We start from the raw sequence: 19,992 nt of genomic DNA on the forward strand, positions 1-19,992 counted from the left end.
CGGGTGAAATTTGGTGATGTAGTGCGCCAATGCAAGGAAAGGGTGGATCCACTAAGCTCCGGCCTAGAGCGTTACGTCGCAGGTGACCACATGGACACCGATGACCTCCGTCTCCGCCGCTGGGGCGAGATTGGCTCAGGCTACTTGGGGCCCGCTTTCCATATGCGATTCAAACCGGGTCAAGTCCTCTATGGATCACGCCGAACCTATTTGCGCAAGGTGGCGGTGGCCAATTTCGAGGGAATCTGCGCCAATACGACCTTCGTGCTTGAACCCGTGAGCCCCGATGAGCTCTTGCCGGAGTTCCTGCCGTTCCTGATGCAGACGGATGCATTCAGTGATTTCTCAGTTAAGAACTCTAAAGGCTCAGTCAATCCCTACATTAACTTCTCTGATCTGGCGAGGTTTGAGTTTCCCCTTGCGCCTCTGAACGAACAGAGACGGCTTGTTAATCTGCTTCGAGCAGTCGAGCGAGTTAGTGATTCTCTTCAGGAACTAAGCGAGTTTACCGGTCGGCTTGCTGGCGCAATGCTTGCTAATGTACTGAGTCGAGATTGGCCGATTGTCGACCTTGGCTCAGTTGTTCAGGGGGCCCAGTACGGCCTCTCAATCAATGCCGGATCGGACGGTCAGTATCCGATGCTGCGAATGATGAATATCGAAGATGGGCTCTGCGTCGAGAATGACATCAAGTATGTAGACCTCAGCGAGAAGGACTTCGAAACCTATCGGCTTGAAAATGGTGATGTGCTTTTCAACCGAACAAACAGCTATGAGCTGGTTGGCCGAACAGGGGTGTACGAGCTCGAGGGCGATCACGTCTTTGCTTCGTACCTTGTGCGGATCAAGACTGTTTCCGAAATGCTGGAACCGAAGTTCCTCACGCTTTACCTGAACTCTGATTTCGGGCGTCGACAAGTTCTTGCATATGCGACCAAAGCGATAAGCCAGGCCAACGTGAACGCCAGTAATTTACTCCGTGTTCGTTTGCCGTTGCCGCCCTTGGAGGTGCAGAAGCAGCTGCTGGACGAGATTGCGTGCTTGAAGTCCTCGGGAGGAGCAGCAATGGCACGCCGCTCTTCCGCAGAGAAGATGAAGAAGCAGTTGCTGGCAGAAATCGCGAGGGACGCAGAGTGAGCTTTTTTAACGAATCAAATACCGTCGAAGCTTACGTCCGCGACCTGCTTGCCGGGTCGATCAAGGCTCTCCCAGCCAACACTGCCCAGGAACCTCAAGCCAGCTATGGCCCCAGCCTTAAGGGCATCGGCTGGCGTTACGCCGCCCCGACTGAGGTGCCACGACAGATTCAGGAAGTGCTGGTTGAACCCTGGCTGCGCGATGCGCTTATTCGCCTTAACCCCGAGATTGCCGCTCAACCTGACCGCGCCGATGAAGTGCTCTACAAGCTGCGCGCCATCGTGCTCTCGGTGCGTTCAGATGGTTTGATTCGCGCGAACGAAGAAATGACGGCGTGGATGCGTGGCGAGCGCTCGATGCCCTTCGGCCATAACAACGAGCATGTGCCGGTGCGACTGATCGACCTGGACGACCTCGCGCAGAACCAGTACGTCGTCACCCAGCAGTACACCTACCGTGCTGGCCCTACGGAGCGCCGGGCCGATCTGGTGTTGTTGGTCAACGGGTTGCCGCTGGTGCTGATCGAGGCCAAGACGCCAGTCAAGAAATGCATCAGCTGGGTGGATGGCGCGGTGCAGGTGCACGACGACTACGAGAAGTTCGTGCCGGAGCTGTTCGTTTGCAACGTGTTCTCGGTGGCCACCGAGGGCAAGGCCTATCGCTACGGTTCCATTGGTCTGCCGGTTAAGGACTGGGGCCCGTGGCATCTGGATGGTGATGGGGATGATGGTCAGCACCATCCGCTGAAATCGCTCAAGCTGTCTGCCGAGAGCATGCTGCGCCCGCATGTGGTGCTGGACATCCTCGGCAGCTTCACCCTGTTCGCCACCAACAAGAAAAAGCAGCGCATCAAGATCATCTGCCGCTACCAGCAGTTTGAAGCGGCCAACAAGATCGTCGAGCGCGTGCTGATGGGTTACCCCAGGAAAGGGCTAATTTGGCACTTCCAGGGTTCGGGCAAGTCGCTGCTGATGGTGTTTGCCGCGCAGAAGCTGCGCATGCATGCCGGCTTGAAAAATCCCACGGTACTGATCGTGGTGGACCGTGTCGATCTCGACAGCCAGATCACGGGCACTTTCACCGGGGCGGACATTCCCAATTTGGAAAAGGCGGACAGCCGCGAGAAGCTGCAACAGCTGCTGGCGCAGGACGTGCGCAAGATCATCATCACCACGATATTCAAGTTTGGTGAGGCTGCGGGCAGTCTGAACGACCGCAGCAACATCATCGCGCTGGTGGACGAAGCCCACCGCACCCAAGAAGGTGATCTGGGCCGCAAGATGCGTGAGGCCCTGCCCAATGCGTTTCTGTTCGGCCTGACCGGCACACCGATCAACCGTGCCGACCGCAACACCTTCTATGCCTTTGGTGCCGACGAGGACGAGAAGGGCTACATGAGCCGGTACGGCTTCGAGGAGTCGATCCGCGACGGCGCCACGCTGAAGCTGCACTTCGAGCCCCGGCTGATTGACCTGCACATCGATAAGGCGGCGCTGGATGCCGCTTACAAAGACCTGACCGGCGGCCTGTCGGATCTGGACAAGGACAACCTCGCCAAGACCGCCGCCAAGATGGCCGTGCTGGTCAAGACGCCCGAGCGCATCCACAAGGTGTGCGAGGACATCGTCGAGCATTTCAAGACCAAGGTGGAGCCCAACGGCTTCAAGGGTCAGATCGTTACCTTCGACCGAGAGTCCTGCCTGCTGTTCAAGGCCGAGCTGGACAAGCTGCTGCCGCCCGAGGCTACAGACATCGTGATGTCGGTGCGGGCGTCCGACAAGAAGGAGCATCCAGAGTACGCGGCCTACGACCGTTCACGCGATGACGAAGAACGGCTGCTGGACCGCTTCCGCGACCCGGCCGATCCGCTGAAGCTGATCATCGTCACGGCCAAATTGCTGACCGGCTTCGATGCGCCGATCCTTCAGGCCATGTATCTGGACAAGCCGCTGCGCGACCACACGCTGCTGCAGGCCATCTGCCGGGTGAATCGCACCTACTCCGAGCAGAAGACCCACGGACTGATCGTGGACTACCTCGGCATCTTCGATGATGTCGCAGCAGCGCTGGAATTCGACGACCAGAGCGTGAAGCAGGTGGTCAGCAACATCCAGGAATTGAAGGACAAGCTGCCCGAAGCCATGCAGAAATGCCTGGCCTTCTTCGCTGGCTGTGATCGCAGCTTGCAGGGCTATGAAGGCCTGATCGCCGCGCAGCAGTGCCTGCCCAACAACGAGGTGCGAGACAACTTTGCTGCTGAATACAGCGTACTCAACAAGATCTGGGAGGCGCTGTCACCGGACACCGTTCTGGGTTCCTTCGAGAAGGACTACAAGTGGTTGTCGCAGGTGTACCAATCGGTGCAGCCCTCGAGTGGCCACGGCAAGCTGATCTGGCACTCGCTGGGCGCCAAGACCATCGAGCTGATCCACCAGAACGTGCATGTGGACGCGGTGCGGGATGACCTCGACACCCTGGTGCTGGACGCTGATCTGCTGGAAGCGGTGCTGTCGAACCCAGACCCGAAGAAGGCCAGGGAGATCGAGATCAAGCTCAAGCGCCGGCTGCGCGGACATGGCGGCAACCCCAAGTTCAAGAAGCTGTCCGAACGGCTTGATGCGCTGAAGGACCGTTTCGAATCCGGACAGATCAACAGCGTGGAGTTTCTGAAGCAGTTGCTGGAGATCGCCAAGGAGACGCTGCAAGCGGAGAAGGATCTTCAGCCCGAAGAGCACGAGGATCGTGGTAAGGCTGCGCTTACTGAGCTTTTCAACGAGATCAAGACTTCTGAGACGCCCATCATCGTCGAGCGCGTTGTCTCGGATATTGACGAGATCGTGCGGCTCGTTCGCTTTCCGGGCTGGCAGAGCACGCAAGCAGGCGAGCGTGAGGTCAAGAAAGCGCTACGAAAGGCTCTCTTCAAGTACAAGTTGCATGTGGATGAAGAGCTGTTCGAGAAAGCGTATAGCTATATCAAGCAGTATTACTAACGTTCACGGATGCTTCGAGTGAAATCTTGCTGACATCACTAGTTGGGCTGGCTGCCAGAAAGATCTGCTAGTACAGGTGCGTAGCAATTTGGTTGATTAGGTGATGCCTACTGAGTTTTGGCTAGGATTAGCTACAGCGACTTGCAGCCAGTATGCGTTATGCGGGGATGTTCGGCCGCTGGGGATAGGGGATATGGAGGCTGATATCGGCGGCTTTGATGTCCTCAATAATCCTAGCTGCTCATCGATAGCGATTACGCAGGCAGAGGCAGGCAGGGGCTTTGGGGCGTGAAACTGGCTGGGATCTGCGCTCCGCCCAGAGGGACACATACTGACCTCTAGTTCTCCGATAGCGGACCCTGGGCGAGAGTCGCAGCACAGGTGCCCGGCAACACGCGGCGGCACCTCGGCTACCATTACGGCATGTGTGTTCGTGCAGTTGGGAGTTACTCTGGCCTCACTTCGTGACAAGCCCACTCAACCAGCCCCCGGCAAGCCAGAAACAGCCCATCCACAACCCCCTCATCCAAATGACGCTCAGGGTCCGCTGCGACGCGGCAGCGGTCTGCCGCGTGCAGCAGTTCCAGCACCGTCAGCGCTCCCACCATCGCGCGCTCGCTCCTGGCCAGGCTCACGCGTCGGCCGGATGACACATCGGTTTCTGGCCAGGGATGACCATCAGCGCCCTCGCAGCCGCGAATGCGCTTGAGGATGCCGAGCAGGGAGTTCAGGTCGGGCAGGGGAGTGTCGTCGTTGATGGGTTCAACAACGGTGTACGAAGAGAAGGTGTCGGATTCGTGCATGGCGTCGGCTTCCGTGGCTGTGCTTAACAGCGCCACCGCGAAGAGGTGGCGGACGGTGCGGGTTCCAAACCGGGACAGACAGTTGTCAATAACCGGCGGGTCCGAAGACCCCCACGCACCGCCCGCCATAAAGGCCGACGGATTGCCCGCCGGCACCGGTTAAGGACGGTGCCGACGGGCAAGCGTAAACAACTATCTGTCTCGGGTTTGGACGCCCGCTGCCACCCGTTGTCGGTGGCACGTCATGGTGTTTACGCAGCCGCTTCGAATGCCAATAGAAATTCGCGAAGGAATCGCGGAATCCGAGAGCGAAGAACTATTGTTGCACGCACCATTCATGCAGCACGCGACGCGAGCAGACGCATTCGCGCAGCTACTCTGCTGATGGCGAATCAAAGTGGCGCAATCGCCCACGCCACAAGCGAATAGGGCGACAGCCTTCTTTGCAACAGTTCTTAGTGAGCCTTGCCAAGCAACGGCGCGCGACCAGCCGCACACCCCGAAAATCGGTTCAATCCCGACAACGCCAGCGAGCCTTGGGGCTTCAGCCAGCGCGATCCTCACCCGCATTCCCCACCAACAACTCAATCATCGCCCTTGCCGCCGCCGACTGTCGCCGATGCGGCGCATAGATCACCGAGAACGGCCGCGATCTTCCCCGCAGCTGCGGCAGCACTTCCACCAACTGCCCACGCAGCAACCGCTCGCGCACGATGAACGCATAGCTCTGGCAGATGCCGATGCCCTGTTCGGCCAGCGACACCACGCCCAGCACATCGTCGGAGGTCTCGATGGACGAACGCGGCAGCCAGTCCACGTCGCGTCCACCGTCGCGGAAGATCCACGGGGCCAGCCGCCCGGTGCGCGGCATCACAAACGGCAGGCACAGGTGCTGCTGCAGGTCGTCCAGCGTCTGCGGCGTACCCCGGCGCTGCAGATAGTCCGGCGCGGCCACCAGCAACAGCGGCGCATCCTCAAGCTTCCGCCCCACCAGCCCGCTGTCCGGCAGCTGGCCCAGGCGGATGGCCAGGTCGAAGCCTTCGGCCACCAGGTCCACGTTGCGGTTGGTGATGTTCAGTTCCACCTGCACCTGCGGGTACTGCTGCGCAAAGCGCGCCAGCACGGGCGGCAGCCGGTAGTGGCCATAGGTGGTGGGCACGCTCAGGCGCACGCGGCCGGCCAGCGCACCGTCCTGGGCCAGTACGTCGCGCTCGGCGTCGTCCAGCAGGCCGAAGGCGGTGCGCACCTGTTCCAGATAGAGCCGCCCGGCGTCGGTCAGGCCCACGCGGCGGGTGGTCCGCTGCAGCAGCTGCCGGCCCAGCCGCGCTTCCAGCCGGGTGACCGCGCGGCTGAGCACCGAGGGCGTGGTGGACAGCGCCACCGCGCCAGCCGTGAACGAGCCGTGCTCGACCACCGCCAGGAACACCTCCACATCGCCCAGGTAGTCGAACTTGCGGCTCATTTGGCTCTCCGGGGAACAGATGTTTTGCGATGGGGTCAATTTATCGCCGCTGGGGCGATGAATAAAGTGGTGGCCATTCCCCGATAGGAGCTATCCCATGTACCTGATGACCCGGCTGGCCGCAGCGCTGGCCCTGACCCTGGCCGCCAGCGGCGCGCAGGCCGCCAACGTGCTGGTGGTGCTGTCCGACGAAAACCACCTGGACCTGAAGGACGGCAAGGTGCTGTCCACCGGCTTCTATCTCAACGAGCTGATGCAGCCGGTCAAGCTGCTGCTGGACGCGGGCCACGAGGTGACCTTCGCCACGCCGCAGGGGCGGGCGCCGACGGTGGATGCGTCCTCGGTGACCCCGGCGTACTTCGGCAACGATGCGGCACAGCTGGCGCTGCACAAGGACCTGCTGGAGAAACTGGCGCTGACCTCGCCGACGGCCTCGCCGGTGGTCAGCCTGGCGCGCATCGAGCAGCAGGGTTACGCGCGTTTCGATGCGGTCTACATTCCCGGTGGCCACGCGCCGATGCAGGACCTGCTGAAGAGCCCGGCGCTGGGCCGGCTGCTGGCTGACTTCCACCAGCGCAACAAGACCACCGCGCTGGTTTGCCACGGGCCGATCGCGCTGCTGTCCACGCTGCCGGATGCGGCGGGTTTCGTGGCGAAGCTGGAAGCCGGTGCGATGCCGGCCACGCCGAAGTGGATCTACAGCGGCTACCAGATGACGGTGATCAGCAACCAGGAAGAAGAGCAGGCCAAGCCGCTGTTGGGCGGCGGTGAGATGAAGTTCTACCCGCAGACCGCGCTGCAGCGGGCGGGCGCGACGTTCAGCAGCAATGCCGCGCCATGGACCGGGCATGTGGTGGTGGACCGCGAGCTGATTACCGGGCAGAACCCGGCTTCGGCGCTGGAGGTGGGGCAGCGGTTGGTGGAGCGGTTGAAGTAGGGCGGGGCCTGCATCGCGTGCGGTGCCGTGGCACCATGGCGGACTGGCCTCGTCCTTCCGGGCGGGGCCGGTTTTCCACGGAAGCCCTACAACACGACATGCGAACGTCTTTTTTCATTCTCTCCGCCCTGTGCCTTGGCCTGCTGTCCGGCTGTGCCAGTGGCCCGGAAGAGCACGCCTCAAGCCGCGAGATCACCAGTGCGTTCGTCGCCGACGACGGCCAGCTGTACCTGCTGCCGCGCTATGACGAGCCGATGCGTTTCAATGCCGCGCCGTTCCGCGAGTACCGGGCGCTGATGGACAGCCCGCTGCGCGAGGCGGTGGCCTGCGCGCAGATGTACTTCCATGAGGATTGGCGCGACTCGGCCAACAAGGCCAAGGTGCACGGCAGCTATGCGCTGCTGCTGCGGCCGGAGCAGGTGACGGCGCAACAGGCCGCGCAGTTCAAGCTGGAGCGGATTGAGGTCCCCCCGCGTGAGGCCAAGGCCGTGGAGGAGCGTGCGCGCTACTACCTGCCGATGGACCGGACCCGCTACGCGCTGGCGTTTGACCGGGCCTGCAATCTTTCCAAGAAGGGCGGCAGCTATTACAGCGCGCTGTTCGAGGGCGACGGTGAGCGGGTGAAGTTGCCGGATGCTGCGGCGCTGGCGGAGAAGGGGAAGCTGGCACAGCCGATCAATGCGCGGGCGCATCGGATCCTGCCGGAGAGGGAGGACAAGCCGGGTGTGGGTTCGGCGGCGGGCAAGGTGCTCGGCGCGGCGTTGATCCCTGTGGCGGTTCCGGTGTTTGTGTTGAGCCTGCCGTTCCTGGGGCCGGATCATTGGAAGTGATGGGGCGTTGAGGGAGAGTCATCCACGCATGGCGTGGATCTACTTGGGCATCGCCTGAACGTTCATCCTGGAGATCTGTATGCCCAGCACGCTGGAAACTGTTTTGAAGACAGTAGGCATCATTGTCCTCGCGGCACTTCCGTTGGTGATCCTCTGGTTCACCCTTCGGCGAATGTCAGCGCACGCGCGTTCTGCGTTTGGATCAGGGCTGCGATTGAATTCCCCTCGCCGGATTTCCGGCACGTCCATGACCTTGGTGATGGTGGATGGGAAAGAGGATCGGGAGCACTACTTCTTTGATACAGAATCCTTCTACCTGCGGCGGGGCCCGGTACCTACGGCGGTTCCGCTCTCGCAGATCACCTCAGTCACACGAACGTCCGACGTCATCTATGCGCGCTATGTCTGGCAGGTGTGCTTCAGCAAAGCATCGGGCAGAAAGTGCGTGACGTTCACCAACAACCTGTCGCTGTTCAACCGCGACTTCCTGCTGTTCCTGGAGGCGGTGCGGAAGGCCAATCCGCTGGCGACCGTTGAGCGAGCGAGCGTCATCTTCTAACCGCGGGCCGACATCCGCTGCGCCATTCAAAAGGGGATGGCCCTAGGAGCTACACTGGCTTCCTACACCCGACGGAAGCTCGCCCATGTTCAGTGGAAAGGTTGCGGTGGTCACCGGTTCCACCAGCGGTATCGGTCTTGGTATTGCCACCGCGCTGGCGCGGCAAGGTGCCGACATCGTGCTGAATGGCTTCGGCGATGCGGCGGAGATCGAACGCATCCGTTCCAAACTGCAAGCCGAGTTCGGCATACGGGTGGCACATGACGGTGCCGACCTGTCCCGTGGTGAGGCGGTGCGCGGAATGATCGACCGCGCTGTCGCGACGATGGGCCGCATCGACATCCTGGTGAACAATGCCGGCATCCAGCACACCGCCTCGATCGAGGAATTCCCCGTCGAGAAGTGGGATGCGATCCTGGCGCTGAATCTATCAGCCGTGTTCCATGCAACGGCGGCGGCGTTGCCGCACATGAAGCAGCAGGGCGCCGGCCGCATCATCAACATCGCGTCGGTGCACGGGTTGGTGGGCTCGGTGAACAAGTCGGCCTATGTGGCGGCCAAGCATGGCGTGGTGGGCTTCACCAAGGTGACCGCGCTGGAGAATGCGGGCACCGGCATCACCGCCAATGCCATCTGCCCGGGCTGGGTGCGAACGGCGCTGGTCGAGCAGCAGATCACCGCGTTGGCGGAGAAGGAAGGCACGGATCAGGAGTCCGCCGCTCGCGCGCTGCTGGCCGAGAAGCAGCCTTCGCTGCAGTTCGTGACGCCCGAGCAGTTGGGCGAGATGGTGGTGTTCCTGGCCTCGGACGCTGCGGCGCAGATTACCGGTACGGCGCTGCCGCTGGATGGGGGCTGGACGGCGCGCTAGTTTGCCGGCTGCGCTTTGCGCTGCAACATCGGCAGCGCCACCAACGTGGCGAGAATGGTGAACAGCACCAGCGACGAGCCGACCGTGCCGAAGCCCAGGCCGCCCTTTTCCAGCGGCTTGGTGAGCAGGTCGCCGAAGGTGGCGCCGAACGGGCGGGTGAGCACGAAGGCGATCCAGAACAGAATGACCCGGTTGATGCCCTTGATGCGGCTGGCCAGTGCGGTGAGCGCGATGAGGCTGCCGATCAGCAGTGCGCCGCCGGTGAAGCCCAGCCCCGAATCGTCGGCGAGGAAGTCGCCCAGCGCGGTGCCCAGCGTGTTGGAGAACAGCACGGCGGTCCAGTAGAAGCCTTCGGCGCGGCGCGATGCGATGTTGCTGACCGAGATCGACTTCTCCGACATGCGCCAGGCCAGCAACACCAGCGCCAGGCAACCGGCCAGCAGGCTGGCGCCGGTGGCGTAGCCCAGGCCGAGCGTGCGGTCGATCAGGTCCGACATGGTGGTGCCGGCGGTGCTGGTGGCCAGCACCACCGACCAGAACAGCACAGGATGGAAGCGCCGTGCCGACAACTGCATGCCCAGCAGGCCGGCGAAGATCGCCAGCAGGATGGCCGAGCTGGCCAGGTAGCCCAGGTTGAGCGTCATCGACAGCAGGTCGCCGGCGGTCTCGCCGAGCGTGGTGGCGGCGATCTTCATCACCCAGAAGCCGAGGGTGACCGCCGCCACTTTGCTGTGCAGGGAATCTGCGTCTGAAGCACGCATCGAGTGTCGCCAGGTGAGCCTGTGGGCGATGCTGTGGCGGGCGGCGTCGGAGTGCGGTCGGAACCGGGTTCGGTGAGGGTGAGCGTGGGGTTGGCGTTCAGCCCGCGCTGGCGGGGGCCGAAAGGCGAGCCAGCAGGGCATCCCAGTCGGCAACGAAGCAGCCGTTGTGGCCGCGGTTGCACTCAATGATCCACGCGTCCAGCGATTCGCTCTGTGCGCGGTAGTCGCTGACATCGCCCAGCACGGCGAAGTGTAGGCGGTAGTTCACCAGCATCTGCAGCCACTGACCGGCCATGCCGGAGCGAAGCTCGAAGAAGTCTGCCGAAAGGCGCTGCACCGGCACGGCAATCCACTCGGCCTGATGCCCGAGGGCATCGCCGACCAGATCGCGCAGGCCGTTGGCATCGAGTGCGGGGCCCTGCGGCTCGATGCGCAGGAGGCGGGTGGTGCCGATGTGTTCAATGGAATCATTCATGCTGGAGGTTCTGCAGTTGACGCAGCCTGGCGAGGATGTCTTCGCGCAGGCCGGGGATGTAGTGATAGGCGTCTGCGAGCAGGGTGACGTCCGCCGTCGGGACGAGCCGTTTCATGCGTTCGGCGGCGGCAGGGGTGTCGATGAGGGCATCACGCGCGCCCATGACAAGGGCTGCCGGCGGCTGCAAGGTAGCCAGGCGCTCGTCGCTGATGCGGGGAATGCGCAGCGGACGTGGCCGAACCTCGGCACGGATCAATGCCAACAGGTCGAGCAGCGGCTGCGCACGTGCAGGTGCATGCAGTGGCGCGGGACCCATGACCGCACGGCGAAGGCGCTCGCGTCCCCATCGGCCAAGCAGCAACAGTGGCAGCGCCTTGAGCAGGAATGCACGCTGGCGCCCGATACCCGAGGGGCTGACCAGGACCAGTGCGTTGACCCGGGCAGGCCTTCGCAGCGCGTAGTCCAGTGCCAGGAAGCCGCCGAACGACAGGCCCACGAATGCTGCGCTTTCCACGCCAAGTGCGTCGAGGACATCATCCAGCCATTGCGCATGCGCGTCGCTGTCCAGCGCAGGTTGCGTGCCTTCGCTGAGGCCCGGTTCGCCAATGATGTCGACGGCATGCACGCGGTAGTACTCGCTCCAACGTTCGGCATCGAACATCCAGCTGGCGGCATTGCTGAGGGTGCCATGCAGCAGCACCAGGGCAGGGCCGTGTTCCGGGCCGCAGCTGACCACATATGTCGAACCGGCGCGGGTGGCGAGATGGTGCGATTCGTGGGGTACCGGCCAGTCCGAAAGCACCTGGCGATAGGCGGCAAGTACGTGCTGCGTGGGAATGCCGGGGCGCTGCCGCTTCATGCGCTGCGGTCCTGCAGCAGACGCTGCAGGCTGACCAGCAGCGCCGTGGAACCTGCCAGGCCACCGATCACGATCAGCTTGAGCACATCGTGCTCAGGCGAATAGATCGTCTCCATGCGCAGCGGCTCATCGTCGGCCTCGCGGCCGGTGACGCGCGCATGCAGGGCACGCACCAGGTCGGCGGCACGTGCCGCACCGCATCCGGGAATATCCACCACCGTGGTCAGCTGTGGGCGCGCAGTGGAGGGCTGACGCACGGTGCCGGTGAACACGTCGAGGTCTTCGGCGGTGATGCGATAGGACTTGCCGATGCGGGTCGCGCGCAGTTGGCCGCTACGGATATGCCGCAGGACGGTTTTGGGGTGCAGGCTGAGCTGCTGGGCAGCCTGATCGACGGTTAGCAACGCGGGGGACATATCGGAACTCGAGAACCATGCGCTCCCTATTGTTCCATGAAATGCAATTTGCGGGAGCGATTGGGAATTGCGCGGCGGCGGCGACAGGGGGCCATCTGCCCGGTGCCGCTCGCGCGGGCCAACCCTCCCGACGGCTACGCTGGCTTGGCAAACACATCCAGCCCCTTGCCCGTCTCCAGCAGCGACTTCAGGCTCGACAGCACGATCGGCCAGCCCTGGCGGATGCCGGTATCCATGCCGCTGCCCGGTTCCAGCTCCTCATGGGTAACCGTCAGCCGCACCATGTCCTGGTAGGGCACGATGTCGAAGGTAACCCGGCTGTAGGCGTCCGGGTCGTCGGCCTGCGAGGCGGCGGCCCAGGTGATGACCAGCCGCGAGGGCGGGGTGCTTTCCACCACTTCGCCGACCAGTTCGACCGAGCGCGTTTCGTTGGCGCGCACATGCTGCCAGCGCGAGCCGGGCTTCCAGTCCGAGACGTTTTCATGGCCCCAGTAGCGGCTGGCGATCTCGGGGCGGGTGATGGCCTCGAACACCTTCTGTGGCGTGGAGGCGATATAGATCACGTGGATGAAGCGGGTGGTCTCTGCGGACATCGTCATTCTCCTTCCAGTTCGCGTTTCAGGTCATGCAGCAGGCTCAGGCGCTGCTGCTCGAACTTGCGTACCCAGCGCTCATAGACCTCATGCAGCGGCACCGGGTTGATGAAGTGCAGCTTCTCGCGGCCACGGCGCACGGTGCTGATCAGGTTGGCGTCTTCCAGCAGGCCCAGGTGCTGGGTGACCGATTGCCGGGCCATGTCCAGGTGCTCGCAGAGCTGGCCCAGGGTCTGGCCGTTGTTTTCGCAGAGCAGGTCCAGCAGCGTTCTGCGCGTGGGGTCGGCCAGGGCCTTGAACACCTTGTCTGCATTCATGCGGGGCGTCTTCAGTTCCAGTTGTCGATCCTGACGTCGTGCGGGTTGGGCTGGCCCTTGCCGGTTTCCAGCAGGGCTTTGAGGCTCATCAGGAACACCGCCCACTTGGTGCTGCAGTGGGAGGTGAACTCGACGCGTTCCTTCCAGCCTTCGTGGGTGAACAGCACGATGCAGTAGTCGCCTTCCTGTTTCAGCGCGAAGCGCGCATGCGTGCCGATCCATTCGGCGGGGCCGGCCAGGAACTGCCAGAGCACCAGTTCGCCAGGAACGAGCTGTTCCAGCTGCATTTCCATGGCGCCGATTTCCTGGCCGTTATTGGTGAAACGGACCTTTATCGTGCCGCCGACGTTGTAGTCGCCATGGGCGTCTTCGGCCCACCAGGCGGCGACACCTTCAGGGGTGGCCAGTGCTTGATACACCTGGCTTGCGGGGGCCTTGATGCCGACCCGGTGTGCGATATCCACCATTGCAGGTTCCTCGCATGGGCCGGCAGGTGCCGCCCTTGAGTGGACTATATGCAGGTAAATACCTGCATGTCAAAACCGGTCACGAACGCCCGGATGCGGTAGTGCCGGCCGCTGGCCGGCATCCCGGTGGAGTTGGGTGCGTGCAGTTGCCGGCCAGCGGCCGGCACTACCAGATGCTGCCCACCCGGCCGCGGATAGTTGACAGGCCGTCAACCTACTAGTAGGTTGACAGCATGAAAGAGCCGCTCTCGCCCAAGGCCCAGGAGATCCTGGCCCACGCCCGTTCGCTGCTGGAGGCTGGTGGCTACAACGGTTTCAGCTACGCCGACGTGTCGGCGCGGGTGAACATCAGCAAGGCCAGCATCCATCACCATTTCCCCAGCAAGGCGGACCTGGTGCGCACGGTGGTTGAACTGTACCGGGCCGAGGCGCGCGAAGGCTTGGCGCTGCTGGACCGGCAGCTGGACGACCCGCTGCGGGAGCTCAACGCCTATGTGGACTACTGGTCGAGCTGTATTGCCGGTGGCACGTCTTCGTTCTGCATCTGCGCGATGCTGGCGGCAGAGGCGCCGATGATCCCTGCGGAGATTGCCGAAGAAGTACGCGGGCATTTCGATGATTTGAGTGGCTGGTTGGCGCTCACGTTGGAAAAGGGCGCGGCGCTGGGTCAACTGCGCCTGCAGGGTTCGGTGGCCGATGAGGCCAAGGCGTTCATGTCATCGGTGCATGGCGCGATGCTGGCCGCGCGCGGTTTCGGCGATGCGGCGACGTTTGCTGCGCTGGCACGGCTGGCCATCGCGCGGGTGAGCGCGGCTGCCTGATTGATGTGTGCTGGGCCTGCGGCAACGTAGGCCTTTTCTTTGATTCAGAAGTCTACCTACTAGTAGGTTCAATCAACCCTTGGAGATGTTCCATGTCGCACTCTCTGTCCACGCTGGGCGTGATCCACACGGCCGTCAGCCTTGTACCGGTGTTCGCCGGCCTGTATGCCTTCATTCGCCATCGCGCGATCGACCCCGCGACACGCTCCGGCAAGCTGTACCTGCTTGGGCTGGTGCTGTCGGTGGCAACGTCGTTCACCGTCTCCAGTACGGGCGGGATCAACCCGGGCCACGCATTCGGAGTGATCGTGCTGCTGGTGGCGTTCGGCGGCGTGCTGGCGGCCCGGCTGCGCTGGCTGGGTGGCGCCGCACCTTACGTGTCGACATTTGCGCTGTCTTTCAGCTTCCTGCTGTCGCTGGTGCCGGGCGTGAATGAAACGCTGACACGGTTGCCGGCAGCGCATCCAATTGCTGCGGCGCCGATGGCGCCGGTGGTGCTGCACACGCTGCTGGGATTGGCTGCGGTGTTTGTGCTGGGCTTTGCCGCGCAGTGCTGGCGCATGCGGTCTCAACCGGTTCGCAGGCGCCCTTGAGCAGAGGCACCTCAGTCCCGCATGGCCATTTCAGCCAGCAACGACTGCGGTTCGATCAGCGCAGCCGAACGTGTGGCATCCACCCGAACATGCCGGCTGCAGAAGTTGAACACCCGACCCTCGGCAGGCGCGGATACGTCTGGCGTTGCGTCCGGCGTCTCGATCTCCAGCACTTCATCCACCGCCAGCGCCAGGGTTGCGCTACCGGCGTTGATCAAGAGCACGGCAGGGCTGCCGCCACCGAATGCCGGTTGACCGCTGAGCCTGCGCAGGTCGGCCACCGGCAATGGCTGCCCTCGTACCTCCAGGTTCCGCCTGCCATGCTGATCTGCAGGGCCGAAGGTCTCGGGGCCGCGTATTTCCACGGCAGCCTGGACGTCGATCGCGAACAGGGCCGTGCCTGCACGAAGGACGACGACCTCGAACAACTCGGCGGGCGAGGCACGTGTTTGCGTTGAAGGTTGAGCGGGTACAGGCATGCTGTGGATCTGGCAGGAACGATGGGTAACGCGGCTTGAATGATGACGTCTGCAGGGAGCACGCGGCCGCGTGGGACTACGCGCGCAAGGCGGCGGTTCAGCTGGATCCGACGGGCGCATGGTGCGCACTGAGCGGGCCGATGCGCGGAAAGTGCGGACGCAGCAGGCCGACGAGCTGATCCATGCCCGGAACGGAATGGCCGAATTCGTCCCATCGTGCATTGACCAGGCCGGACACCATGATCTGCCCGGTGTCGATGCGGGTCATGGCCCAGTACGGAACCGCGCGCGCGCCGATGGCCATGTCCAGTACCGGAACGACGGCAGCATGCGAGCGACTGTCATGGATGCGGCGCTTGACCGCCTCCAGGCCGTCGGGAGGACCTTCGACGTACTGGAAAAACCGCTGACCGTCGACGAGCAGCGCTCCGGTGACGTCCACGCGACGGTTGAACGTGGCAGAGCAGGAGACGATCTGCCGGAGGATTTCATCGGAAAGCCCAGCCGACATGTGGCTGGAGTAGGCAAATGCGTGGAGCATGGAAGGGGCTTCTTGTGACGCCCGTCACTATACGTGGGGCGCCGTAGCCTGCCGTGAGCCTTTCCTCACACATCACCTGGGAGTGACGCGTTGGATCAGCAGCCCACCAGCCGATCCGCGCCAATTCCGCCGCGATGCTGGCTGCGGTATTCGGTAGGACTGGCGTCCACCTGGCCGCGGAAGTGCCGGCGGAACGACTCCTGCGAACCAAAGCCGGCCTGCTCGGCAATCCACTGCAGCGGCCGGTCAGTGGTTTCCAGCAGCTCGCGGGCGAATGCCACGCGCTCGCGGATCAGCCAGTCGATGGGTGACAGGCCGGTGGCTTCCAGGAACTGCCGCTGCAGGGTGCGCTGGCTGAGCGCGGCCTGCTCGGCGAGGCTGCCCAGTGAGTGGGGCTCGCGCAGGTTGCGGCGCATCCATTCCATCAGCTTTGCCAAGCGCGTGGGCTCGCCATGGGGAATGGCGCGGCTGACGCGCTGGCTGCGCCCGGCATCACGCCATGGCGCCAGTACCAGCCGCTCGGCCACCAGGTTGGCCACGCGCGCGCCGTAGTCCTTGCGCACCATGTGCAACATCATGTCCATGCCGGTGGCCGAGCCAGCCGAGGTGATGATGCTGCCGGTATCGACGTACAGCACGTCCTCGCGCACATCGATGCGTGGGAAGTCGCGCGCCAGCGCTTCGGTGAGGCGCCAGTGGGTTGTGGCCTGGCGGCCATCGAGCAGCCCGGCCCACGCCAGCACGAAGGCACCGGAGCAGATCGAAGCGATGCGCGCGCCACGGCCGTGGGCACGGATGAGTGCATCAAGCAGCGCCTGTGGCGGGCGCTCGCTGGGCTCGCGCCAACCGGGAATGACGATGATGTCGGCGTCATCAACTGTGCTGAGGTCGTAGGGAAGCTGCACCTGCGTTCCGCCAAGCATGCGCAGCGCACCGGGTTCACCCGCGCACAGCTGGGTGCGATACCAGGCCACGCCGAGCTCGGGTCTTATCGGCGCGAACAGGCCCACCGCACAGCCGAATTCGAACAGCCCCTGGCCGTGGCAGGCGACGATGGCAACGAGCGGCGCAGCGGGGTCGGCGGGTGGGCTGGGCATGGCTTGATGCTACGGGTGCAGATGCATGGCGCTGAGTGGTGCGCGGGCATGAGGTGATGCCGACCAGGCATATGGAGCAGTCGCTCCCCTCTTGTAGAGCCGAGCCCACGCTCGGCTCAATACCGGCAGGGGGATGCATCTGACGCCGTCGCGAGGAGCAGGCGAGCGTGGGCTCGGCTCTACAAGCAGCCGCGCACCGTTGCGGCTGCCTAACCTCATTACCAGCAGTCATGTGGCTGGCCGGATATGACGGTTGGGTGACGCGATCGCGCCTGTCGCGGTGGGTGAACAGGCCCTTGAATGGAAGCGTGTTTCCGGCCCACCCCCACGAGCCCCCATGCCTGCCGCCCACGCCCCTGTCCTGAGCACTCTCGCTGCCCTGATCACAGCCATCCTCGCCGCTTCGCCCAGCCATGCGGCTGAAGCCGATGCGGATCCTGCTGCCGCCGCCGCGACGGCCAACGTGGCCGCGTCCACGCTGGATGCCGTGGTGGTGACCGGCTCGCGCACCAGTACGCGTACGGTGAAGAACAGTTCCACGCCGATCGACGTGATCTCCGCCGAAGACCTCACCGCCACCGGCCAGGCCAACCTGCTGGAAGCACTGCAGCGCGCACTGCCGTCGCTCAGCCAGATTGGTGGCTACCAGAGCGACCAGGAGAGCCTGATCCGTGGCTACCAGCTGCGCAACCTGTCGCCCGGCTACACGCTGGTGCTGGTGAACGGAAAGCGCCGCAATGCCAGTGCCTATGTGAGCGGTGCCAACGGCGGCGGCTTCCCAGGCCACGCCTGGGCCGACCTGGCGCTGATTCCGGTGTCGGCCATCGACCATGTGGAAGTGCTGCGCGATGGTGCGTCGGCCATCTATGGCTCGGACGCGATCACCGGCGTGGTCAACGTGATCCTGAAATCGCAGGCACACGGTGGCGAGTTCGCCGTGGAAAGCGGGCAGAGCATCGACGGTGATGGATCGCGAACCAGCGTGCGCGCCAACGTGGGCCTGCCGTGGGGCGCCGATGGCTTCGTCAACCTGTCCGGTGAGACAACGCGGCAGCACCACGCGATCCGTAGCCGCCGCTACATCGATGACTATCTGAGCTATCCGGCGGTAGATGCCAACGGCAATCTGGTCGCGCTGCGACCGAACAATCGATTGCCGGCCGGCGCATCGCCGAACCCGGCCGAGGCCAACCGCAATGCCGAGGCCAACATCATCCTCAGCTCGCCGTCGTATGCGCTGAAGGCCTTCGCGGTGAACGTGGGCCATGGCCTGGGCGAAAGCGCGCAGTTCTACGCTAACGCTACGGCCAGTGACCGCACCGCGCAGGCGATCCAGAACTTCCGTCTGCCGGCGACCATCTTCACCACCTATAAGGCACCCGGCGTGCTGAGCGTGTTCCCGGATGGCTTCCTGCCGGTACTGGAAACCAAGGAGAAACAGTACACCGGCACCGCAGGCGTGAAAGGCCAGATCGCAGGCTGGGACTACGACGCCAGCCTGACCGGCAACCGCAGCACGGTGCGCACGTATACCCGCAACTCGGTGAACTACTCGCTGCCATACCCCGGTTCGCCTACCGACTTCTACGACGGCAAGCTGGACTACCAGCAGGGTATCGCCAACCTCGACCTGCGCCGTGGCTTCGAGGTGGCTGCGTTCGCCTCGCCGCTGGAAGTGAGCGCAGGTGCCGAGTACCAGCACGAACAGTACGAACGTGGGGCGGGGCAGTGGGAGTCGTATACCGGCTTTGGTGCTGCGGCCTTCGTCGGCTATTCCACTGCGGACGCGGTGAAGGCTACCCGCAACAGCAAGGCGGTCTATGTGGGCGCGGCCACCAACATCACCTCGCGCTGGTATCTGGATGCGGCCGCGCGCTGGGAAGATCACTCCGACTTCGGCAGTGTCTCCACCGGCCGCCTGACCACGCGCTTCGACTTCACCGACGCGCTGGGCGTGCGCGCCACGGTCAGCAACGGTTTCCATGCACCCAGCCTGGGCGCGCAGTACTACCAGGCCACGGGCAGCTGCCCCTGCGGCACCACGCTGGTGGCGCAGGTGTCTTCGCCGGCGGCGGTTGCGCTGGGTGCGACGCCGCTGAAGCCCGAGAAAGCCACCAACTACAGCCTGGGCGTGACCTGGGACCCGAGCCCGGCGTTCCACCTGGCCGTGGATGCGTACCAGATCGACATCCGTGGCCAGCTCGGCCAGTCCAGCCAGATCGGCTACAACGCGCAGGATCCAGCGCGCATCACCGACAACAGCGGCACGGTGCTGAGTACGGCGCAGAAGAACACCATCGATGCGCTGCTGGGCTCGGCCGGCATCAGCATCCTGCCGGGTGATGCGTTCTATGCCAGCTACTTCACCAACGTGGGCAATACCCGCACACGCGGTGTCGAGCTGACCCTGGAGGCCAACCAGGAAACCGTGTGGGGCAAGCTGCGCTGGAGCTATGCGGCCAACGTGGGGCGCACCACCATCCAGAAGGTCAGCGACATTCCGGCGGCGCTGCAGGGGCTGCCGAACATCAACCTGTTGACCAAGAGCAGCGAGTACGCGCTGCGCTTCCGTACGCCCAGCTACACGCAGGTGGCGGGGTTGGGCTGGCAGAACGGGCGCTGGCGCTCGAACGTCGACTTCACCTACTACGGACCGATCAAGCGCCTGAACAACGGCGTGGAGTACAAGCAGCCGCCGGTGCTGGTGACCAATCTCTCCGGTGGCGTGGAACTGGGTGCGGGCTGGAGTGCGGCGCTGGGGATCAACAACGTGTTCGACAAGCGCACCCGCAAGGTGCCGGAGTACGCGCGCAGTGCCACCGATGTGGCGAGCATCGAGACGACCTGGGATTCGGGCGACGTGCTGAGCCGCATCGGGGCGTTCTGGTACGGGCGGATCAATTACCGGTTCTGATCTGGAGCAGTCGAGCATGGCTCGACTCCGCAAAGGCGAAAGCAGCCGAGCATGGCTCGGCTCTACACAAGGC

21 protein-coding genes are annotated in these 19,992 nt (G+C 63.7%); 9 read left to right on the plus strand and 12 right to left on the minus strand.

Annotated features, from left to right (window positions below; genetic code table 11):
- The first annotated feature begins 90 nt into the window (after positions 1-90).
- Both AC5P8J_RS19240 and AC5P8J_RS19245 read left to right on the plus strand, forming a co-directional pair.
- Positions 91-1,137, plus strand: coding sequence for a restriction endonuclease subunit S (locus AC5P8J_RS19240; protein WP_495217054.1), 1,047 nt, complete (start codon positions 91-93; stop codon positions 1,135-1,137).
- On the plus strand, positions 1,038-4,127 hold the full coding sequence (locus AC5P8J_RS19245; protein WP_495217055.1) for a type I restriction endonuclease subunit R: 3,090 nt from the start codon (positions 1,038-1,040) through the stop codon (positions 4,125-4,127). The genes AC5P8J_RS19240 and AC5P8J_RS19245 overlap by 100 nt, the downstream gene beginning before the upstream one ends.
- A gap of 446 nt (positions 4,128-4,573) precedes the next feature.
- Here AC5P8J_RS19245 and AC5P8J_RS19250 read toward each other — a convergent pair whose 3' ends face one another.
- A complete protein-coding gene (locus tag AC5P8J_RS19250) occupies positions 4,574-4,930 on the minus strand; it encodes a hypothetical protein (RefSeq protein WP_495217056.1) in 357 nt (118 codons plus the stop codon).
- Between the two features lie 544 nt (positions 4,931-5,474).
- Positions 5,475-6,392, minus strand: coding sequence for a LysR family transcriptional regulator (locus AC5P8J_RS19255; protein WP_495217057.1), 918 nt, complete (start codon positions 6,390-6,392; stop codon positions 5,475-5,477).
- Positions 6,393-6,489: 97 nt separating this feature from the next.
- On the opposite strand from AC5P8J_RS19255, the gene AC5P8J_RS19260 reads away from it, so the two are divergent.
- The 4 genes from AC5P8J_RS19260 (at position 6,490) to AC5P8J_RS19275 (ending at position 9,586) form a co-directional block, all read left to right on the plus strand.
- Positions 6,490-7,329, plus strand: coding sequence for a type 1 glutamine amidotransferase domain-containing protein (locus tag AC5P8J_RS19260; protein ID WP_495217058.1), 840 nt, complete (start codon positions 6,490-6,492; stop codon positions 7,327-7,329).
- 98 nt (positions 7,330-7,427) lie between these two features.
- Positions 7,428-8,159 (plus strand): hypothetical protein, encoded by a 732-nt coding sequence (locus tag AC5P8J_RS19265; RefSeq protein ID WP_495217060.1) that lies wholly within the window; start codon positions 7,428-7,430, stop codon positions 8,157-8,159.
- A gap of 79 nt (positions 8,160-8,238) precedes the next feature.
- Positions 8,239-8,718 carry a hypothetical protein gene (locus AC5P8J_RS19270; RefSeq protein WP_224329239.1) on the plus strand — a complete coding sequence of 160 codons (480 nt, stop codon included), beginning with the start codon at positions 8,239-8,241 and terminating at the stop codon, positions 8,716-8,718.
- A gap of 85 nt (positions 8,719-8,803) precedes the next feature.
- Positions 8,804-9,586: a 3-hydroxybutyrate dehydrogenase gene (locus AC5P8J_RS19275; RefSeq protein ID WP_495217062.1), complete on the plus strand. Its 783-nt coding sequence runs from the start codon at positions 8,804-8,806 to the stop codon at positions 9,584-9,586.
- Here AC5P8J_RS19275 and AC5P8J_RS19280 read toward each other — a convergent pair.
- From AC5P8J_RS19280 to AC5P8J_RS19310, 7 genes are all read right to left on the minus strand, one after another.
- On the minus strand, positions 9,583-10,347 hold the full coding sequence (locus tag AC5P8J_RS19280; RefSeq protein ID WP_126561141.1) for a COG4705 family protein: 765 nt from the start codon (positions 10,345-10,347) through the stop codon (positions 9,583-9,585). The genes AC5P8J_RS19275 and AC5P8J_RS19280 overlap by 4 nt on opposite strands.
- A gap of 97 nt (positions 10,348-10,444) precedes the next feature.
- Entirely contained in the window at positions 10,445-10,822 is a 378-nt protein-coding gene (locus AC5P8J_RS19285; RefSeq protein ID WP_054171546.1) for a DUF4180 domain-containing protein, read from the minus strand.
- Entirely contained in the window at positions 10,815-11,681 is an 867-nt protein-coding gene (locus AC5P8J_RS19290; protein WP_224329240.1) for an alpha/beta fold hydrolase, read from the minus strand. The genes AC5P8J_RS19285 and AC5P8J_RS19290 overlap by 8 nt, the downstream gene beginning before the upstream one ends.
- Positions 11,678-12,097, minus strand: coding sequence for a helix-turn-helix domain-containing protein (locus AC5P8J_RS19295; protein ID WP_134732355.1), 420 nt, complete (start codon positions 12,095-12,097; stop codon positions 11,678-11,680). Before AC5P8J_RS19295 ends, AC5P8J_RS19290 begins: the two co-directional genes overlap by 4 nt.
- 134 nt (positions 12,098-12,231) lie before the next feature.
- Entirely contained in the window at positions 12,232-12,690 is a 459-nt protein-coding gene (locus AC5P8J_RS19300; RefSeq protein WP_191862863.1) for an SRPBCC family protein, read from the minus strand.
- Positions 12,691-12,692: 2 nt separating this feature from the next.
- A complete protein-coding gene (locus AC5P8J_RS19305) occupies positions 12,693-13,007 on the minus strand; it encodes an ArsR/SmtB family transcription factor (protein WP_049410880.1) in 315 nt (104 codons plus the stop codon).
- Positions 13,008-13,018: 11 nt separating this feature from the next.
- The gene (locus AC5P8J_RS19310) at positions 13,019-13,474 is read right to left on the minus strand and encodes an SRPBCC family protein (RefSeq protein WP_111103105.1); all 456 of its coding nucleotides are present in this window, start codon (positions 13,472-13,474) and stop codon (positions 13,019-13,021) included.
- A 233-nt stretch (positions 13,475-13,707) separates the two neighbouring features.
- On the opposite strand from AC5P8J_RS19310, the gene AC5P8J_RS19315 reads away from it, so the two are divergent.
- Positions 13,708-14,295: a TetR/AcrR family transcriptional regulator gene (locus AC5P8J_RS19315; RefSeq protein WP_164133597.1), complete on the plus strand. Its 588-nt coding sequence runs from the start codon at positions 13,708-13,710 to the stop codon at positions 14,293-14,295.
- A gap of 92 nt (positions 14,296-14,387) precedes the next feature.
- Positions 14,388-14,888, plus strand: a complete 501-nt coding sequence (locus tag AC5P8J_RS19320) for a hypothetical protein (protein ID WP_111103098.1) — start codon at positions 14,388-14,390, stop codon at positions 14,886-14,888.
- An 11-nt stretch (positions 14,889-14,899) separates the two neighbouring features.
- Here the strand turns inward: AC5P8J_RS19320 and AC5P8J_RS19325 are convergent, their stop codons facing one another.
- The 3 genes from AC5P8J_RS19325 to ftrA form a co-directional block, all read right to left on the minus strand.
- Positions 14,900-15,367, minus strand: coding sequence for a chemotaxis protein CheW (locus AC5P8J_RS19325; protein WP_180832281.1), 468 nt, complete (start codon positions 15,365-15,367; stop codon positions 14,900-14,902).
- A gap of 97 nt (positions 15,368-15,464) precedes the next feature.
- Positions 15,465-15,908 (minus strand): BLUF domain-containing protein, encoded by a 444-nt coding sequence (locus tag AC5P8J_RS19330; RefSeq protein ID WP_495213888.1) that lies wholly within the window; start codon positions 15,906-15,908, stop codon positions 15,465-15,467.
- Between the two features lie 95 nt (positions 15,909-16,003).
- Entirely contained in the window at positions 16,004-17,005 is a 1,002-nt protein-coding gene (ftrA, locus tag AC5P8J_RS19335; RefSeq protein WP_495213889.1) for a transcriptional regulator FtrA, read from the minus strand.
- A gap of 337 nt (positions 17,006-17,342) precedes the next feature.
- Between ftrA and AC5P8J_RS19340 the strand changes: the two genes are divergently transcribed.
- Positions 17,343-19,919: a TonB-dependent receptor plug domain-containing protein gene (locus tag AC5P8J_RS19340; protein WP_494540116.1), complete on the plus strand. Its 2,577-nt coding sequence runs from the start codon at positions 17,343-17,345 to the stop codon at positions 19,917-19,919.
- Positions 19,920-19,992 lie beyond the last annotated feature (73 nt).

Source organism: Stenotrophomonas sp. YJH_SMC_37, from assembly GCF_059370035.1.

What these genes read in the sequence shown, in the direction of transcription:
- AC5P8J_RS19310 (WP_111103105.1), bottom strand. Translation starts at nt 13,474, where the DNA reads ATGGTGGATATCGCACACCGGGTCGGCATCAAGGCCCCCGCAAGCCAG.
- AC5P8J_RS19320 (WP_111103098.1), top strand. Translation starts at nt 14,388, where the DNA reads ATGTCGCACTCTCTGTCCACGCTGGGCGTGATCCACACGGCCGTCAGC.
- AC5P8J_RS19280 (WP_126561141.1), bottom strand. Translation starts at nt 10,347, where the DNA reads ATGCGTGCTTCAGACGCAGATTCCCTGCACAGCAAAGTGGCGGCGGTC.
- AC5P8J_RS19285 (WP_054171546.1), bottom strand. Translation starts at nt 10,822, where the DNA reads ATGAATGATTCCATTGAACACATCGGCACCACCCGCCTCCTGCGCATC.
- AC5P8J_RS19260 (WP_495217058.1), top strand. Translation starts at nt 6,490, where the DNA reads ATGTACCTGATGACCCGGCTGGCCGCAGCGCTGGCCCTGACCCTGGCC.
- AC5P8J_RS19300 (WP_191862863.1), bottom strand. Translation starts at nt 12,690, where the DNA reads ATGTCCGCAGAGACCACCCGCTTCATCCACGTGATCTATATCGCCTCC.
- AC5P8J_RS19240 (WP_495217054.1), top strand. Translation starts at nt 91, where the DNA reads ATGGACACCGATGACCTCCGTCTCCGCCGCTGGGGCGAGATTGGCTCA.
- AC5P8J_RS19325 (WP_180832281.1), bottom strand. Translation starts at nt 15,367, where the DNA reads ATGCCTGTACCCGCTCAACCTTCAACGCAAACACGTGCCTCGCCCGCC.
- AC5P8J_RS19295 (WP_134732355.1), bottom strand. Translation starts at nt 12,097, where the DNA reads ATGTCCCCCGCGTTGCTAACCGTCGATCAGGCTGCCCAGCAGCTCAGC.
- AC5P8J_RS19330 (WP_495213888.1), bottom strand. Translation starts at nt 15,908, where the DNA reads ATGCTCCACGCATTTGCCTACTCCAGCCACATGTCGGCTGGGCTTTCC.
- AC5P8J_RS19290 (WP_224329240.1), bottom strand. Translation starts at nt 11,681, where the DNA reads ATGAAGCGGCAGCGCCCCGGCATTCCCACGCAGCACGTACTTGCCGCC.
- AC5P8J_RS19340 (WP_494540116.1), top strand. Translation starts at nt 17,343, where the DNA reads ATGCCTGCCGCCCACGCCCCTGTCCTGAGCACTCTCGCTGCCCTGATC.
- AC5P8J_RS19270 (WP_224329239.1), top strand. Translation starts at nt 8,239, where the DNA reads ATGCCCAGCACGCTGGAAACTGTTTTGAAGACAGTAGGCATCATTGTC.
- AC5P8J_RS19305 (WP_049410880.1), bottom strand. Translation starts at nt 13,007, where the DNA reads ATGAATGCAGACAAGGTGTTCAAGGCCCTGGCCGACCCCACGCGCAGA.
- AC5P8J_RS19265 (WP_495217060.1), top strand. Translation starts at nt 7,428, where the DNA reads ATGCGAACGTCTTTTTTCATTCTCTCCGCCCTGTGCCTTGGCCTGCTG.
- AC5P8J_RS19255 (WP_495217057.1), bottom strand. Translation starts at nt 6,392, where the DNA reads ATGAGCCGCAAGTTCGACTACCTGGGCGATGTGGAGGTGTTCCTGGCG.
- AC5P8J_RS19315 (WP_164133597.1), top strand. Translation starts at nt 13,708, where the DNA reads ATGAAAGAGCCGCTCTCGCCCAAGGCCCAGGAGATCCTGGCCCACGCC.
- ftrA (WP_495213889.1), bottom strand. Translation starts at nt 17,005, where the DNA reads ATGCCCAGCCCACCCGCCGACCCCGCTGCGCCGCTCGTTGCCATCGTC.
- AC5P8J_RS19250 (WP_495217056.1), bottom strand. Translation starts at nt 4,930, where the DNA reads ATGCACGAATCCGACACCTTCTCTTCGTACACCGTTGTTGAACCCATC.
- AC5P8J_RS19275 (WP_495217062.1), top strand. Translation starts at nt 8,804, where the DNA reads ATGTTCAGTGGAAAGGTTGCGGTGGTCACCGGTTCCACCAGCGGTATC.